This is a genomic window from Tatumella citrea (assembly GCF_002163585.1).
Taxonomy (GTDB): Bacteria; Pseudomonadota; Gammaproteobacteria; order Enterobacterales; family Enterobacteriaceae; genus Tatumella; species Tatumella citrea.
On record NZ_CP015579.1, the window covers coordinates 1,948,262 to 1,965,103 of the forward strand.

The 16,842-nt window shown below is 50.6% G+C and carries 19 protein-coding genes and 1 pseudogene; 11 read left to right on the plus strand and 9 right to left on the minus strand.

Annotated features, from left to right (window positions below):
* Positions 1–92: 92 nt before the first annotated feature.
* From A7K98_RS09270 to A7K98_RS09290, 5 genes are all read left to right on the plus strand, one after another.
* A complete protein-coding gene (locus tag A7K98_RS09270; protein ID WP_087488296.1) occupies positions 93–1,094 on the plus strand; it encodes a zinc-binding alcohol dehydrogenase family protein in 1,002 nt (333 codons plus the stop codon).
* Between the two features lie 129 nt (positions 1,095–1,223).
* Positions 1,224–2,135 carry a LysR family transcriptional regulator gene (locus A7K98_RS09275; protein WP_087488297.1) on the plus strand — a complete coding sequence of 304 codons (912 nt, stop codon included), beginning with the start codon at positions 1,224–1,226 and terminating at the stop codon, positions 2,133–2,135.
* 103 nt (positions 2,136–2,238) lie between these two features.
* Complete coding sequence (locus A7K98_RS09280; protein ID WP_087488298.1) at positions 2,239–2,643, plus strand: DoxX family protein; 405 nt, start codon at positions 2,239–2,241, stop codon at positions 2,641–2,643.
* 13 nt (positions 2,644–2,656) lie between these two features.
* A complete protein-coding gene (locus tag A7K98_RS09285; protein ID WP_087488299.1) occupies positions 2,657–3,598 on the plus strand; it encodes a glutathione S-transferase family protein in 942 nt (313 codons plus the stop codon).
* A gap of 9 nt (positions 3,599–3,607) precedes the next feature.
* The gene (locus A7K98_RS09290; protein ID WP_087488300.1) at positions 3,608–4,210 is read left to right on the plus strand and encodes an alpha/beta hydrolase; all 603 of its coding nucleotides are present in this window, start codon (positions 3,608–3,610) and stop codon (positions 4,208–4,210) included.
* A gap of 73 nt (positions 4,211–4,283) precedes the next feature.
* Here the strand turns inward: A7K98_RS09290 and A7K98_RS09295 are convergent, their stop codons facing one another.
* The 3 genes from A7K98_RS09295 to ulaG all read right to left on the minus strand — a co-directional run bounded on the left by A7K98_RS09295 (position 4,284) and on the right by ulaG (position 6,670).
* Positions 4,284–4,766, minus strand: a complete 483-nt coding sequence (locus A7K98_RS09295; protein WP_087488301.1) for an RES family NAD+ phosphorylase — start codon at positions 4,764–4,766, stop codon at positions 4,284–4,286.
* A gap of 20 nt (positions 4,767–4,786) precedes the next feature.
* Positions 4,787–5,542: an HTH-type transcriptional regulator UlaR gene (gene ulaR, locus A7K98_RS09300; protein ID WP_087488302.1), complete on the minus strand. Its 756-nt coding sequence runs from the start codon at positions 5,540–5,542 to the stop codon at positions 4,787–4,789.
* Positions 5,543–5,605: 63 nt separating this feature from the next.
* Positions 5,606–6,670 carry an L-ascorbate 6-phosphate lactonase gene (gene ulaG, locus A7K98_RS09305; RefSeq protein ID WP_087488303.1) on the minus strand — a complete coding sequence of 355 codons (1,065 nt, stop codon included), beginning with the start codon at positions 6,668–6,670 and terminating at the stop codon, positions 5,606–5,608.
* Positions 6,671–7,019: 349 nt separating this feature from the next.
* Here ulaG and ulaA point away from each other — a divergent pair, with 349 nt between their 5' ends.
* The 6 genes and pseudogenes from ulaA (at position 7,020) to A7K98_RS09330 (ending at position 11,427) form a co-directional block, all read left to right on the plus strand.
* Positions 7,020–8,420 (plus strand): PTS ascorbate transporter subunit IIC, encoded by a 1,401-nt coding sequence (gene ulaA, locus A7K98_RS09310; RefSeq protein ID WP_087488304.1) that lies wholly within the window; start codon positions 7,020–7,022, stop codon positions 8,418–8,420.
* A gap of 12 nt (positions 8,421–8,432) precedes the next feature.
* On the plus strand, positions 8,433–8,738 hold the full coding sequence (ulaB, locus tag A7K98_RS09315) for a PTS ascorbate transporter subunit IIB (RefSeq protein WP_087488305.1): 306 nt from the start codon (positions 8,433–8,435) through the stop codon (positions 8,736–8,738).
* 9 nt (positions 8,739–8,747) lie between these two features.
* A pseudogene (gene ulaC, locus A7K98_RS21475) lies at positions 8,748–9,206 on the plus strand (PTS ascorbate transporter subunit IIA); the annotation flags it as partial.
* 21 nt (positions 9,207–9,227) lie between these two features.
* Positions 9,228–9,878, plus strand: a complete 651-nt coding sequence (locus A7K98_RS21480; RefSeq protein WP_169715433.1) for a 3-keto-L-gulonate-6-phosphate decarboxylase UlaD — start codon at positions 9,228–9,230, stop codon at positions 9,876–9,878.
* Positions 9,879–9,887: 9 nt separating this feature from the next.
* Complete coding sequence (locus A7K98_RS09325) at positions 9,888–10,769, plus strand: L-ribulose-5-phosphate 3-epimerase (protein WP_087488307.1); 882 nt, start codon at positions 9,888–9,890, stop codon at positions 10,767–10,769.
* A complete protein-coding gene (locus tag A7K98_RS09330) occupies positions 10,741–11,427 on the plus strand; it encodes an L-ribulose-5-phosphate 4-epimerase (RefSeq protein ID WP_087488308.1) in 687 nt (228 codons plus the stop codon). The genes A7K98_RS09325 and A7K98_RS09330 overlap by 29 nt, the downstream gene beginning before the upstream one ends.
* A 146-nt stretch (positions 11,428–11,573) precedes the next feature.
* Here the strand turns inward: A7K98_RS09330 and rutG are convergent, their stop codons facing one another.
* Genes rutG through rutA form a run of 6 tightly spaced genes read right to left on the minus strand, consistent with a single transcriptional unit; the run spans position 11,574 to position 16,567 of the window.
* Positions 11,574–12,905 (minus strand): pyrimidine utilization transport protein G, encoded by a 1,332-nt coding sequence (rutG, locus tag A7K98_RS09335; protein WP_087488309.1) that lies wholly within the window; start codon positions 12,903–12,905, stop codon positions 11,574–11,576.
* Between the two features lie 57 nt (positions 12,906–12,962).
* Positions 12,963–13,484, minus strand: coding sequence for an NADH-dependent FMN reductase RutF (gene rutF / locus A7K98_RS09340; RefSeq protein WP_087488310.1), 522 nt, complete (start codon positions 13,482–13,484; stop codon positions 12,963–12,965).
* Between the two features lie 29 nt (positions 13,485–13,513).
* Positions 13,514–14,296 carry a pyrimidine utilization protein D gene (gene rutD, locus A7K98_RS09345; protein ID WP_087488311.1) on the minus strand — a complete coding sequence of 261 codons (783 nt, stop codon included), beginning with the start codon at positions 14,294–14,296 and terminating at the stop codon, positions 13,514–13,516.
* A 2-nt stretch (positions 14,297–14,298) separates the two neighbouring features.
* The gene (rutC, locus tag A7K98_RS09350) at positions 14,299–14,691 is read right to left on the minus strand and encodes a pyrimidine utilization protein C (RefSeq protein WP_087488312.1); all 393 of its coding nucleotides are present in this window, start codon (positions 14,689–14,691) and stop codon (positions 14,299–14,301) included.
* Between the two features lie 47 nt (positions 14,692–14,738).
* On the minus strand, positions 14,739–15,476 hold the full coding sequence (rutB, locus tag A7K98_RS09355; RefSeq protein WP_087488313.1) for a pyrimidine utilization protein B: 738 nt from the start codon (positions 15,474–15,476) through the stop codon (positions 14,739–14,741).
* Positions 15,476–16,567, minus strand: coding sequence for a pyrimidine utilization protein A (gene rutA / locus A7K98_RS09360; RefSeq protein ID WP_087490439.1), 1,092 nt, complete (start codon positions 16,565–16,567; stop codon positions 15,476–15,478). Before rutA ends, rutB begins: the two co-directional genes overlap by 1 nt.
* Positions 16,568–16,842 lie beyond the last annotated feature (275 nt).

A 16,842-nucleotide genomic window follows, 5' to 3' on the forward strand; every position in this document is an offset into this window, starting at 1 on the left:
GCAAAGCGGCTGTTTCTTCCGCGTAAGGAGGGTAAAAATGGGGACAACGGCGGGAAACTGCCAACCTATGTTAACGATATCCGGAGAGAATTATGAAAGCGATTGTTTATCAAAAAGCCGGTTTGCCACTGACCGATCCACAGTCACTGTATGAAACAGAAACGACTAAACCGCAGCCTGCAGGACATGATTTGTTGGTTAAAATAAATGCCATATCGGTCAATCCGGTCGATACCAAGGTACGTAATGGCGGCGATCCTGAACAGCCACGGATTCTGGGATGGGATGCCAGTGGTGTAGTGGAAGCGATAGGTGACGGTGTCACACTTTTTGCACCAGGAGATGAAGTATTTTACGCCGGATCCCTGGTTCGTCCCGGCACTTATGCCGAATATCATCTGGTGGATGAACGAATTACGGGGCGTAAACCTGCCAGTCTTAACAATGCGGAAGCGGCAGCACTGCCACTGACTTCACTGACCGCCTGGGAGCTGTTGTTTGACCGGCTGGAAGTGGGTGACGGTCAGGGAAAATCATTACTGATTGTCGGTGCCGGAGGCGGAGTTGGATCAATAATGACGCAACTGGCATCGAAGCTGACGGGGCTGACAGTGATTGGAACTGCCTCACGCTCAGAAACTACCGACTGGGTCAAATCACTGGGCGCGGACCATGTGATTGATCACCGCCAGCCGATGAAACAGCAGTTGCAGGCTGTGGGTCTCGAGGCGGTCGATTATGTGGCAAGTCTGACTCATACCGATTTGCATTACCCGCAACTGGTCGATATTGTCGCCCCGCAAGGTCGTATCGGACTGATTGATGACCCACAAACACTCGATGCGTTACCGTTGAAACGCAAGGCTGTGTCACTGCACTGGGAGTTGATGTTTACCCGTTCACTTTACACTACCCCGGATATTCAACGGCAGCATGAAATTCTTAATGAAGTTGCCGGGCTGGTGGATGCCGGAACACTGAAGACCACTCTTGGTGAGCATTACGGGAAAATCAGTGCCGAAAATCTGCGGAAAGCACATCAGTTGATTGAAAGTGGTCGTGCACGCGGGAAAATTGTGCTGGAAGGTTTTTAAACACTTATCCGGCACTGACTTTCACCGCCACTGTTTTTCTGTATGATAATTCCGGCGCGGCAAGTCCGCCTGCGCCGGACTGGTTCCTCTGACCAGGAGCCGTGAAAAAATTGTACGGGAGAATTGCGCGTGGAAAGACTGGATTGCGATCGGATGTTTATTGCCGTGGTAGAGTCAGGCAGTTTTACTGCTGCCGCTCAACGTCTGCACACCAGCCACGGTCAGGCATCCAAATTAATTTCCAGGCTGGAACAAATTCTGGGAGTGCAGTTATTTCGCCGCAGTACCCGTTCCCTGACTATTACTGATGTTGGTGTGGCCTACTATGAAAGGATTCGCACTCTGATTGGCGAGTACGATGCTCTGAACGATGCTATCCGCAATACTTCAGATTCTCCTGCCGGTCGGTTACGAATTTCCGCGCCTGTCACCTTTGGTACAACCCAACTCACCACCCATCTGATTGATTTTGCTCAACGCTTTCCGGATATCGAACTGGATGTCAGTTATGCGGACCGGCTGGTGAATATTATTGATGAAGGCTTTGATCTTGCCCTGCGTATCGGGGCGCTGGCTGACAGCAGTCTGATGGCAAGAAAACTCTGTGATATCCGAATCCTGCTGGTGGCTTCACCAGAATATCTGGCCCGCAAGGGGACGCCAAAGCACTGGTCGGAACTGGCAGATCATGACTGTATTGTTGATACCAATTTCCGTGATCCTTATCGCTGGCCCTTCGTTGGCCCGGAGAAGCAGTTGCAGGAACAGGCCATTCACGGCAGGCTCAAATTTTCCAATGCTGAGGTGTGTCTGCAGGCAGTGACTGCCGGGCTGGGAATCGGTCGTTTACCTACGTTTATTGCCGGTGATGCGCTGAAAAAGCATCGGGTCGTGACGGTGCTGGATGAGTTTGCGCCTGCACCGCTGGGACTGTTTGCTCTCTATCCACCGGCCAGATATCTGGCACATAAATCCAGAGCAATGATTGATTATCTGGCCAGTGCTTTTGCCGGTCAGCCAGCGTGGGAGCAGGGCTGGTGATTGTTTCCAAAATGGAAACTAACATGCGCTTTCAGGGCGTCTAATCGGGACTCAGTAATTCAGGTAGTCTTTTCCTCAACAACACTTTACTGAGGAAATAATCATGACTGATACCCGTACAACCCCTTATGCAGCTCTGCTGTTACGTATTGCTCTCGGCATCCTGTTCCTTGCCCATCTGGGTCTGAAATTATTCGTATTCACCCCGGCGGGTACCGCGAAATATTTTGAATCACTGGGACTGCCAGGTGGACTGGCTTACCTGGTTATGGTGATTGAATTTGTTGGCGCACTGGCACTTATTCTGGGGGTTTATGCGCGTATTGCGGCTGTTGCCTTAATTCCGTTACTGTTAGGGACTATTATTACGGTACACGGCCATGCCGGCTTCTTCTTTACCGATCCTAATGGTGGCTGGGAATTCCCTGGTTTCTGGATTATTGGTCTGCTGGCACTGGCGTTAACCGGTGACGGAAAATACGCATTAAAACCAACATTTAGTCACTGATTCAGGAGGATATATGCTGGTAAATGGTCAATGGAGCGCTGACTGGCATCCGGTGCAGGCTGTAGATAAAAAAGGCGGATTCGTCCGCCAGACTTCGGGATTTCGGCATCAGATTACCCCCGGGGGCGAAACCGGCTTTGCGGCAGAAGCGGGACGTTACCATTTATATGTCGCATACATCTGTCCCTGGGCTTCCCGGACACTGATGGCACGTAAGCTTAAAGGGCTCGAAGAAGTGATCAGCGTTTCGGTCGTCGAGCCGTGGTTGCTCGATCAGGGCTGGCATTTCGGTGATTATCCTGGTGCCGTGGCAGATGATGTCAATCACAGTCAGTGGATCCATCAGATATATACCCTGGCTGACCCTCACTACACCGGACGGGCCACAGTGCCGGTGTTGTGGGATAAAAAGACTGGCACGATTGTGAATAATGAATCCGCCGATATTGTCCGGATAATGAATCAGGGGTTCGGCAGCCTGGCTCGCAATGACATCGATCTTTATCCGGCGGCATTACGGGAAGAGATTGATGACCTGAATGCAGAGATCTATCCAAAACTGAATAACGGGGTTTACCGGGCCGGATTTGCCACCACACAACTGAGTTATCAGGAAGCGTTCAGCGATGTATTTGCCATGCTGGCCAGCCTTGAACAACGGATGAGTGACGGGCGTGAATTTCTGGTCGGTGGCCAGTTAACCGAGGCAGATATCCGGTTATTTGTCACTCTGATACGTTTTGATGCGGCTTATTACGGTCTGTTTAAGTGCAACCAGCAGCACCTTAGTGATTATCCGGCGCTTAGCCGCTATACCCGAAGAATTCTGGATATTCCGGGTATTCGTGAGACAGTAAATATTGATCATATAAAACAGGGCTATTATTCTATTAAAGCACTGAATCCAAATGGTATTGTTCCCGAAGGTCCTTCACTTGTGGATCTGGGACTGTGAGAGGCAAAGATGAGTAAAAAAATAGTCATACTGTTACACGGCGTGGGCAGTAATGGTGCCGATTTGCAGGGATTAGGTGATTTCTGGGAAGCGGCCATGCCTGATGTGATTTTCGTTTCACCGGATGCGCCACATCGTTGTGATATGGGTTCTGGCTATCAATGGTTTAGCGTAAATGGTGTGACAGAGCAGAATCGTGCTTCACGCATTGCAGATGCCCGGGCGTCGTTTGATGCCACACTACAAAAGATCCTGAATGATCACCAGATTACCGCGGCGGACCAACTGATCCTGGTCGGGTTCTCTCAGGGCAGTATTATGTCTCTGGATGCGCTGGTGCGTAATGCATTACCGCTGGTCGGGGTAGTGGCGTTTTCAGGACGTTTAGCATCACCTGAGCCTTTTCACCCAGCAGCAGGTGTGGCAGCACTGTTGGTTCATGGTCAGTCTGACCCGGTTATCCCGTGGACTGAGAGTCGCCATGCGCAGCAGGTGCTGGAAGGACTGGGAGTAGAGGTCAACGCGGTATTCGAGCCAGGGGTTCCACATACTATCTCTGCCGAAGGAGTCACACTGGCTGCTGATTTTATCCGCCAACGTTTCTCACTGTAATCCGGCGTTAAGATAACCGATCACAATATCTGTCCGCTGACCGGTCATGTTTATCAGGCCGGCAGCGGATTTTTTATTCAGCCAGTTCTGCGCTGACTCCCGCGCCCTGATTCCATTGAAATAACACCAGGTGCCACAGTCCAGGCGCTTTGCGCGAAGGATCTATCAGTCCTGCGGCCCCTAATGCTTCCAGCTGACGCCGTACCCGCCATGAACGGGGAGTATTGCCGGCAGCGATAATCTCCTGCCACGGGGCAATCGCATCATCAATATTAATTCCGGCATATTGCAGAGCCAGCGGGTCGCGTAGATCGAAAATATTGTTGGCAGTCACCCGAATCCACAGTATTTCAGTGACTGCTGAGCGCTGATTACGATGTGCCTGCATGGCAACTTCTACGCCTTCGGGTGATGAACTGAGATAAAGTGTCGGCTGGCCGATGGCAGAATAGCGGCCAGCGGTGACCGGGCCGGACAGCGCATATTGCCGGAAAGCCGGGGCTGTCGCAGGATAAAACAGGCCATCGACACGGGTAAAAATAGTGTGAGTTGTCATATCACCTGCAGTACAACGATTTATACCAGTACAACCTCGACACCCTGTGCCCGGAGTTGTTGCACGATCTGTGCATCGGCTTGTTGCCCGGTAATGACCAGATCAATATTTTCAGTGTTGCTAAACAGCATGCCGGCACGCTGTCCCAGCTTACTGCTGTCCACCAGCACACCCAGCTTCCCAACCATACCGAGCATTCTCTGTTCGGAAACTGCGGTCAGCATATCTGTTTTATACAGGCCCTCGGCTGTCAGCCCCTTACCGCTGGTAAACATCCAGTGTCCGGCATAAAGAGAGTTGCTGCTTTCCTGGGCTGGCAGGATGATTGACTGTTTTTTACTATACTGCCCACCGATAATCACCACGTTTTCATGATCATGCTCAATCAGGTAGTTGGCTAACGGCAGGTAATTGGTGATGATTTGTACGGGTTTATTGCAAATCTCCTGGCCCAACAGGAAGGCCGTGGAACCACAGTTTATCACCACACTATCCTCGGGACGGATAAAGGTCGCCGCTGTTCTGGCAATTCGTACTTTCTCGTCATGATTAGAAGCCTGATGTGGATTAAGCGGTACCCAGTGCTCACGTTCCGGAATTACCGCTTCAGCGCCGTTGCGAATTTTTCGAACTTTTCCTTCTTTATCCAGCCGTGCGATATCCCGCCGTGCGGTTGCCGGAGAAGTACCCAACAATTCAGTAATCTGGCTGACACTGAGAACATTGTGTTCACGCAGTAAATCCAGCAAAAGATAATGTCTCTGTGTTTCCGTCATAATGGCACCGGTTCACGTTGATCGGCCGTCATGGCCGGAGCCGGATTATCCGGCCCCTGAGTGTTAAAGAAAAGACTTAAAGGGTAAATCGGGTTCAATAGTAAAACAATCATCAAAACCACGAGGATAATGATACTCGAGATTATCTTTATCCAGTGGCCAGATGAATTTGCCGCCAACCTGCCAGATAAACGGTTTGAAGCCATATTTTAGCCGGTCTTTTTTCATTTCCCAGAGCACGCGAATTTCCTGAGGATCGGCCTGGAAATTTGACCAGATATCATGATGGAAAGGGATCACGACCTTAGTGTTTAACGATTCTGCCATGCGCAGCATATCGGCGCTGGTCATTTTGTCTGTAACACCCCGTGGGTTTTCCCCGTAAGAACCCAGTGCCACATCAATCTGATATTCGTTACCGTGCCTGGCGTAATAGTTAGAGTAATGAGAGTCACCGCTGTGATACAGATTTCCGCCAGGCGTGTTAAACAGATAGTTCACTGCGCGCTGATCCATGCCATCCGGCAGCGTACCTGCGGCGGTTTGTTCCACCGGTAAGGTGATCAAAGCCGTCCGGTCAAAGGCCTCAAGTGCATGTATCGCCACATCTTTAATCTTTACGACATCTCCGGGCTTCATCACGATGCAGCGCTCTTTGGGAACCCCCCAGGCTGTCCACATATCTACACAGGTTTGCGGGCCAATAAAGGGGACGTCACTGGCACAGTTTTGCATCACTGCGGCAGCTACGTTGACATCGATATGATCGTTATGATCATGGGTGGCAAGTACTGCATCAATCTGGCGGATTGCAAACGGATCAAGGACAAAAGGGGTAGTACGCAGGTTGGGCTGGAGTTTTTTTACTCCCGCCATACTTTGCATCTGATGCCCTTGTTTCATCAGTAAATTCCCATGGCTCTGTTTGCCTGTGCCACACCAGAAGTCGACACAAATATTGGCTCCTCCTTCAGATTTCAGCCAGATTCCGGTGCACCCCAACCACCACATGGCAAACGTTCCCTGAGCAACCTGTTCCTGCTCAATCTCTTCGTTCAGCCAACAACCCCATTCCGGGAACGTACTCAGAATCCATGATTCTCGGGTGATGGTAGTCACTTTACTCATTGTGTATCTCCTTTGTCATAAGTAATCATTAAATGATTATTATTGATTAATAACCATCCCTGTAATTAAAGAAGCCCCCTCGGTAATCAGTTATAAACTGCTATAAAGTTTACGTTTAACATCGCGCTACTCTATGTTCACTCAAATGTAATTTAATCATAATGTTGTATTATAAGGATTTAATTTCAATGTTATTGATTCCGATATAACCATACAATAACCATGGAAATAATTTGCGGGTTTTGTCACAAATAATCACATAAGATCTTTTTTGATTTTTTCTGATTGGTAGAGTTGCGGTGGCAATCATTCAGAGATTGCCCTCGTGTTCTCATTTCTGGAGAGAATTATGGAGATCCTCTATAGCGTTTTTACCGTATTTTTTAATCAGGTAATGACTAACGCGCCGTTGTTGCTGGGTATCGTGACCTGTCTGGGCTATATCCTGCTGCGCAAAAGTGTGAGCGTAATTATTAAAGGCACCATTAAAACCATCATTGGTTTTATGTTGTTGCAGGCCGGTTCAGGAATTCTGACCAGCACCTTTAAGCCGGTTGTCGCCAGAATGTCGGAAGTGTATGGAATAAGCGGAGCTATCTCTGATACCTACGCCTCAATGATGGCCGCCATCGAGCGAATGGGGGATGCCTACAGTTGGGTAGGGTATGCCGTTCTGCTGGCGCTGGCACTGAATATTATCTATGTATTACTGCGCCGTCTGACCGGTATTCGCACTATCATGCTGACGGGGCACATCATGTTTCAGCAGGCCGGATTGATCGCGGTTACTTTCTATATCTTCGGCTACCCCATGTGGACCACCATCATTTGTACTGCGGTTCTGGTTTCGCTTTACTGGGGCATCACCTCCAACATGATGTATCGGCCGACACAGGAAGTCACCGACGGCTGTGGTTTCTCCATCGGTCACCAACAGCAGTTTGCCTCCTGGATTGCCTGTAAAGTTGCCCCTTTCCTCGGTAAAAAAGAAGAGAGTGTTGAAGAGCTTAAGTTACCCGGCTGGCTAAATATATTCCATGACAATATCGTGTCGACGGCCATTGTGATGACCGTTTTCTTCGGCGTCATTCTACTCTCCTTTGGTATTGATGTGGTCCAGGCGATGGCCGGGAAAACCCACTGGACCGTCTATATCCTGCAGACCGGATTCTCCTTTGCTGTGGCTATTTTTATCATCACCCAGGGTGTGCGCATGTTTGTTGCCGAGTTGTCTGAGGCCTTTAATGGTATTTCTCAAAGGCTTATCCCGGGGGCAGTGTTGGCGATTGACTGCGCGGCCATTTACAGCTTTGCGCCAAACGCAGTGGTGTGGGGTTTTATGTGGGGCACCATCGGCCAGTTGATCGCGGTAGGTATTTTGGTGGGATGTGGCTCCACTGTGCTGATTATTCCGGGTTTCATTCCTATGTTTTTCTCTAATGCGACCATCGGTGTCTTTGCCAATCATTTTGGTGGCTGGCGGGCAGCTATCAAAATTTGCCTGATTATGGGGATGGTAGAAATATTCGGGTGCGTCTGGGCGATAAAGCTGACGGGCATGAGTGCCTGGATGGGAATGGCGGACTGGTCGATTCTTGCGCCGCCAATGATGCAGGGTTTCTTCACCCTGGGACTGGCATTTATCAGTGCCATTATTCTGATAGCTCTGGCTTATATGTTCTTCGCAGGACGTGAACTGAGAGCTGAAGAAGCCGCAGAAAAATCAAAAACAGACATTTCTGTTTACTAGGGAGTATCGAATATGACCGTACGGATCCTGGCTGTGTGTGGTAATGGACAAGGCAGTTCTATGATTATGAAAATGAAAGTTGACCAGTTTTTAACCCAGTCAAATATTGACCATACAGTGAACAGCTGTGCCGTGGGCGAATACAAAAGTGAACTAAATGGCGCGGATATCATCATTGCCTCTACTCATATCGCGGGCGAAATCACGGTGACAGGTAATAAATATGTCGTGGGGGTTCGCAACATGTTATCGCCGGCGGATTTCGGACCAAAATTGGTGGAAGTGATTAAGACCCATTTTCCGCAGGATGTGAAGTAAGGACACGCCATGAAATTACGTGATTCTCTGACAGATAATAATTCCATTCTGCTACAGGCTGAAGCTGGCAACTGGCAAGAAGCGGTAAAACTGGGGGTAGATTTGCTGGTTAAGGCAGATGTTGTGGAACCCCGGTATTACCAGTCAATTCTGGATGGCGTTGCGCAGCACGGGCCGTATTTTGTTATTGCACCCGGACTGGCGATGCCCCATGGACGTCCGGAAGAGGGTGTCAAAAAGACGGGGTTTTCGCTGGTCACACTGAAAACTCCACTTATCTTTAATCACGAAGACAATGACCCGGTCGACATTGTTATCACGATGGCCGCCGTAGATGCCACTACCCACCAGGAGGTAGGCATTATGCAGATTGTCAGCCTGTTTGAAGATGAAGCTAATTTTGATCGGTTACGAGCCTGTCGGACAGAACAGGAGGTACTTGATTTAATTGATCATGCCACGCAGGCAGAAATACAGAAGGAATTGAATATGCCATTACCTATGTTGCAGGTTGCACTGGATAATCAGACGTTATCAGACGCCTATGAAACAACCCGGCTGATTGCTGAGGAGGTGGATATTATTGAGGTCGGCACTATCCTCTGTGTGGGCGAAGGTGTACGGGCAGTACGTGATCTGAAGTCGCTTTATCCGCATAAAATTGTACTGGCAGACGCAAAAATTGCTGACGCAGGCAAAATTCTCTCCCGGATGTGTTTTGAAGCTAATGCTGATTGGGTCACCGTGATCTGTTGTGCTGATATAAACACGGCAGGTGGCGCTCTGGAAGTGGCAAAAGAGTTTGGCGGTGATGTGCAGATTGAACTGACCGGCCACTGGACCTGGGAGCAGGCTGAGGCATGGCATGATGCAGGTATTCAGCAGGTGGTCTATCACCGCAGTCGTGATGCACAGGCGGCGGGCGTGGCCTGGGGAGATCAGGATATCCGGTCGATTAAACGTCTGAACGATATGGGTTTTAAAGTCACTGTTACCGGAGGGCTGGCGCTGGAAGATTTACCGATGTTTAAGGAGATTCCGATCCATGTATTTATCGCGGGACGCAGTATTCGCGATGCAGCATCTCCGGTGGAGGCCGCCCGCCAGTTCAAACGCTCAATCGCTGAGATCTGGGGCTAAGGAGCTGCTATGTTGTCGCAACAGGTTCCACTGGGTATCTATGAAAAAGCACTCCCTGCGGGGGAGTGCTGGCTTCAGCGTCTGCAGCAGGCAAAACAACTGGGTTTTGATTTTGTTGAAATGTCAGTGGATGAGACGGACGCACGTCTTGCCAGGCTCAACTGGAGCCGGCAACAGCGCCTGCAACTGGTGAACGCTATATCGGAAACCGGAGTGAAGGTTCCTTCGATGTGTCTCAGTGCACACCGCCGTTTTCCTCTGGGAAGTGAAAATGATGAGGTACGGGAAAAAGCGCTGGAGATTATGCGAAAGGCGATCGGTTTTGCCCAGGATGTCGGCATCCGCGTCATCCAGCTTGCAGGCTATGACGTTTATTACCAGCAGGCGAATGACGAGACCCGCCGCCGTTTTCGTGAGGGGCTTAAAGAGAGCATAGTGATGGCCAGTCGTGCTCAGGTCACGCTGGCAATGGAGATTATGGATTATCCGTTAATGAACTCTGTCAGTAAGGCGTTGGGGTATACACATTACCTGAACAACCCATGGTTCCAGATCTATCCTGATCTCGGCAACCTGTCAGCATGGGATAACGACGTACAGCTCGAACTGGAGGCCGGGACAGGGCATATCGTGGCGGTACATGTTAAAGATACCCTGCCGGGGGTGTTCAAAAATGTCCCTTTCGGTAGCGGCGTGGTGGATTTCGTGCACTGCTTCCGTACCCTGAAACAGGCAGGTTATTCCGGACCTTATCTGATAGAGATGTGGAGTGAAACCGCGAAAGACCCGGTGGCTGAAGTGATAAAAGCCCGTGCATGGGTACGTGAACGCATGGTACAGGCTGGATTGCTGGAGGCAGAAGATGATAACCCTGAAACAGCAGGTATTTGAGGCAAACAAGGACCTTCCTCGCTATGGTCTGGTCACTTTCACCTGGGGGAATGTCAGCGCTATTGATCGCCATCAGGGGCTGGTGGTGATTAAGCCGAGTGGCGTTGCGTATGACGCGATGACCGTCGATGATATGGTCGTGCTGGATACTGAAGGGAATATCGTTGATGGTAAATGGCGACCTTCCTCAGATACCGCCACCCATCTGGAATTGTACCGGCGCTATCCTTCACTGGGGGGGATTGTTCACACTCACTCGACACATGCCACCGCCTGGGCACAGGCAGGGCTGTCAATTCCGGCACTCGGCACCACACATGCTGACTATTTCCTGGGGAATATTCCCTGCACCAGGGCATTAACACAACAGGAAGTTGAGGGAGAGTACGAGCTGAATACCGGTAAAGTGATTATCGAAACCCTGGCAGAGCAAAACCCTCTGCATAACCCCGGGGTCATTGTTTACCAGCATGGCCCCTTTGCCTGGGGGAAAGATGCTCATGATGCCGTGCATAATGCGGTAGTTCTTGAAGAAGTGGCACGAATCGCCTGGATTGCCTGCGGGATTAATCCCGGTCTTCGGCACATCGAACCTTATCTGATGAAAAAACATTTTATGCGGAAACATGGGCCTGATGCCTGTTACGGGCAGAAATAACGGTGGTGAAGGTAGTTATTTGCAGGGAGTTTTTTGCCGCCAGATGACAGGCATCAGATGCCAGGATTCAGATACCAGATACCAGGATGGTGATTATACAGATAATAGTGCTGGCTACCCGGGTAGCCAGCAGATATACAGGGTGGTTATTTACCCGAAGGCGTAACCAGTGTTGGAGGATTGTCTGTTGCTGCTGATTTTCTCCGGCTAAGGAAGGCATTAAGTAATATCGCACCGAAGGTTGCAGTGCCGATACCGCCCAGGGTGAAACTACCGATTTTCAGGGCAAAATCACCTGCACCCAGTACCAGCGTTACCGCGACCATAATCAGGTTGCCGTTGCGGTTCAGATCAACATTATTCTGTACCCAGATCCTTGCGCCAGCGACCGCTATCAGCCCGAAAACAACAATTGAAGCTCCGCCAATCACGGGGCCCGGGATGGTGTGGATCAGTGCTCCAAACTTCGGTGAAAATCCGAGTAGCAGGGCGATGACAGAGGCTGCCACAAAAGCCAGGGTTGAATAGACTTTGGTGACTGCCATCACGCCGATGTTCTCAGCATAGGTAGTCACACCGCTGCCGCCGACACCGCCGGACAGCATGGTGGCCAGTCCATCGGCGAAGAAAGCCCGGCCAACGTACGGGTCAAGATTACGTCCGGTCATACCCGCCACCGCTTTCATATGACCAAGGTTTTCAGCTACCAGAATAATCGCCACGGGTGCAATCATAACAATCGCCTGCCAGTCAAACACAGGCGCTGTGGTGGCAGGCAGTCCAAACCAGGGAGCAGCTGACAGTTGTGAGAAGTCTACGGGTTTACCCAGCCCCAGGCCATTTGTCAGCACAGCATAGACAGCCCAGGCCAGACAAAGACCGACCAGCAGTAACAGTTTCTGGATAAGCCCGCGGGTAAACACTGCCACGATACCAATACAAACCACGGTAATCACAGCCATCCAGCTGTCAAACATCGAGCCAGAAACACTGTGAATAGCGATGGGGGCCAGATTGAGACCAATAGCCATCACCACCGCGCCGGTGACGACCGGAGGCATAAGCTTTTCGATCCACAGGGCACCGGATTTCATAACCACCAGGCCTATCACTGCGTATACTGCACCGCAGGCAATAATACCGCCGAGCGCCAGCCCAAGATGAGGATTCAGCCCTTGCCCGGTAAATCCTGTTACAGCAATCACCACACCAACAAAAGAGGCGCTGGAGCCGAGATAACTGGGAACCCGTCCGCCGGTAATCAGAAAGAACAGCAGGGTGCCTATGCCGGACATCAGAATGCTGAGATTAGGGTCCAGACCCATCAGTAATGGCATCAGTACCGTCGCACCAAACATCGCAACCGCATGTTGCAACCCCATAACCACCGTTGGGCCGAAGGGCAGCGTTTCATCAGGAGCGATGACACCATCTCCGCTGAGAGTTGTTTTTTTACGCCATACAGGAAACCAGCTCATAGACTTTGTACTCCGGTAAAGTGGAAAAGCAATGAATGCCAGCAACTGGCTTCGTCATCAGGCTTCCTGCCGGGTCAGGGAGTGATAGCGTCGGTCGAACCACACCAGTCCATGCGGTGTGTGGTCACAGACCAGGGCCTGCACCTGACAAAACAAAATATCGTGTGTCCCGACGCTGACACTTTGGGTAATTTCACAGTCAAAAGAAGCAACAGCCCCCGTCAGTACCGGGCAACCGGTAATCAGTTCAGACCATTGTGCTGCCGCAAACCGATCGGTCATTGGGGTTTTACCCCCAAACAGCCCCGACAGCTCCTGATGATCGCCAGACAGGGTATTGACACATAACCGACCATTGGCGTGGAAAACTGGCCAAACCGATGCTGAACGATTCAGGCAAACCAGCAGTGTTGGCGGTGTATCTGTCACACTGCATACTGCCGATGCGGTAAAACCGGCCTGGCCCGCAGGTCCGTCGGTGGTGATAATATTGACGGCTGCCCCAAGACGTGACATCGCATTACGAAACTGCTGTTGATCAACCCCGTCCGGTAACGGGGCCAGCTCAGAAACGTTCATCTGTGCTCCTTATCTGAAATCAATACGTTTCAGGCTGCATGCTGTTCAAGCCAAGGTAACAGCAACTGGTTAAATTCATCAGGGTAAGTGACACTCATTGCATGTCCCCCCCTGGCCATCGCTGCCACGCTGGATTGCGGCAGAGCATCTGCCAGCACGACAGAACAGCCCCAGGGCACCAGTAAGTCATCCTGGCTATAGAAAACTAACACCGGCAGGTTGAGAGTGGGTGCGATCCGGGTGAAATCGCAGGCCATAAGTGCATTCAGACGACGCAGCAGGTTGTCAGTACCCTGGAAATGCTCTGCATGACTGATATCTTCAGCTTCAAGCCGCTGTTGATTGTCAGCCATCCAGTCAGCAGGATAGAGAAACAGTGGCTGGGCGCGGACAAAGGCTTCCACTCCAACATTCAGCAACAGTTGCTGGCGGACCTCAAAACAGCGACGGGTATGTGCATTCAGAGAGATCCAGCCATTAATCACTACCACACCAGTCACTCGTTGCGGATAGCTGGCCGCCAGTTGCAAACCAATCAGCCCGCCCAGAGCGTGGCCTGCCACGCAATAGCGGTGAATACCGTGGGCTTCGAGTGCGGCGGCCAGTTCATCCGCCATTTGTTGCATAGAGTAATTTTCAGGCAGCGAGTCCGGGTTATTCCCGGTTCCGCGCTGGTCATAAGTTACCACTTTATATTTACCGGTCAGCGCAGCCATCTGGGGTTTCCAGAAAGCCGCCGCGCCGCCCAGCCCGGCGGATAGCACCACCACCGGAGCGTCAGGAGAATCAACACCGGAGATCTGTATCTGCATATTTAAGCCTGCTTACCGACATGGGCGATGGTGGCAATCTCTACCAATGCGTCCGGTTTCACCAGACCACACTGGATACAGAAACGGGCCGGCTTTTCACCCAGGAAAAATTCGGCATACACCTGATTTACCGCCGCATAGTTTTGCCAGTCAGTAATAAAAATGGAATTGAATGTCACGTCATCCATAGTCCCACCCGCTGTTTCAATCACATTTTTAATAATGGTCAGTACGTGCCGGGTTTGAGCTGCAGCATCACCTACATGAACCACGTTATTATTTTCATCGAAGGGAAGCGTCCCGGACACATAAACGACACCATCTGCCAGCGTTCCCGGAACAAACGGGGCGATAGGGGTGCTGGTACCGGCGGGGATGATCACAGACTTTGGCATATTAATGTTCCTTTTATTATCAGTTGCAGGTGATGAAAATCCGGAATTCAGGCAGCCGGACGTTCCTGTTCAGAAACCGGCGCAATGGCGCTACAAAAACTGCTGACATCAGAGACCCAGCCGAAAAATGTCTGGATATTAAACAGAGCAGCTTCATGGGCTGAAGATGGGCCAGCCTGATAGGTAGCGTCTTCCAGCACAATGCCAAAATATTCGAGGAAAAAGCCGTCACGCAGCGTGGATTCCACACAAACATTGGTGGCGATGCCGGTAAATATCAGATGGCGGATACCACGGCTACGCAGCATGCTGTCCAGCGGAGTGTTATAGAAACCGCTGTAGCGGATCTTCGGGATAATAATGTCTTCCGGCTCAGGCACCAGTTCATCAACCAACTGATAGTCCCAGCCGCCTTTTGACAGCAGTTTTCCCTGTAAATCGGGATTTTTGCGCATGGTTTTTAGCGCATTCGATTTATGGAAATTGGGTGATCCTGCGTCACCGGCTTCAACATACTGGTCATCCCAGCCATTCTGGAACCAGATAATCTGAATACCGGCAGCACGCGCGGCCTCAACGGCTGTTTTGATATTGGCAATCACCGGTTTGGTTGCGGATACATCGAATCCTGCCAGATCCAGATAACCGCCGGTAGTGGCGTAGGCATTTTGCATATCCACAACAATCAACGCTGTCTGGTGGGGCGGGAAAGCAATGGATTCAGGCTTTGCAGCGACAACCACATTATTTAACTGACTGGCAGTAGAACAAATCACAGTATTCATCAGGCCACCTCTTTCATTGCTTCAGTTACGGCGCTCCGGCTGGTCATCAACGGCTGGATACGCTGTCCAAAATTCTCAATACCCTGAACAAAATCATCAAATGTCAGCAAAATCCCTTCGGCACCTTCCACGGTAGCCACTTCATCCAGCATTTTTGCAACTGAGGCATAAGACCCTACCAGGGTGCCCATATTGATGTTCACTGCTGAAGTTGGATCGGCCATCTGGCGCACATTGGTGTCACTTCCGGAACGGGTATCCTGCTGGCTCTGGGTGGTCAGCCAGGCGAGCGCTTCCTGATCTGCACCGGCTTTATAGTGTTCCCACTTAGCACGCGCTGCTTCATCGGTTTCGTCGGCAATAATCATAAACAGCACATAGGAACCGACATCACGACCGGCTTTATCCGCGGCACTTTTCATGCGTGCCGCAGTTGGAGCAAAGGCGGTTGGGGTATTTACTCCCTTACCAAAACAGAAATTGTAATCGGCATATTGTGCAGAGAAGGCCATTCCGGCATCACTCTGCCCGGCACAAATAACTTTCATTGGTTTCTGTGGCTGAGGACTCAGACGACAATCATTCATCGTCAGAAAATCCCCTTTGAAATCAGATTTACCGGTACCCCATAAATCGCGCAGTACCGTGACATATTCGGTCAGATAGTCGTAACGACGGGAAAAGTACTCTTCACCCGGCCAGAGGCCCATCTGGTCGTACTCTGGCTTTTGCCAGCCGGTCACCAGATTCACGCCGAAGCGACCACCAGAAATGCTGTCAACGGTGCTGGCCATTCTGGCAACAATGGCGGGTGGCAGGGTCAGAGTGGCTGCCGTGGCATAAATCTCGATGCGCGAAGTTACCGCAGCCAGACCAGCCATCAGAGTGAAGGACTCCAGATTGTGGTCCCAGAATTCAGTTTTACCGCCGAAACCACGTAGTTTGATCATCGACAGTGCGAAATCGAAATGGTAATGCTCGGCCCGCTGAACGATGGTTTTGTTCAGTTCAAAACTTGGCATATATTGCGGGGCGTTTTCAGAAATCAGCCAGCCATTATTACCAATCGGGATAAAGACGCCTATTTTCATGTCAAACCTCGTCTGATGAATGTTTAAAGTTTCACCTGTCGGCGGCGGTGCATCCTGCATCTCCATGGGTCGTCGCTGAGTCGTGTGTACCTGTATTGTTAAGCAAAGCTTGTGCCATGTTTAAATAATTGTTAATAAACAATGGGGTGAGTGATTTTTTACAATTACGGCCGGTAATAAATGGTCCAAAACAGACCATTTGGTAAAAAAAGAGTGCAAAACCTGACGCGGATTGCGCAGAAAAAGGGCAGCTCTGTGCAGTGGTGCATTAAGGG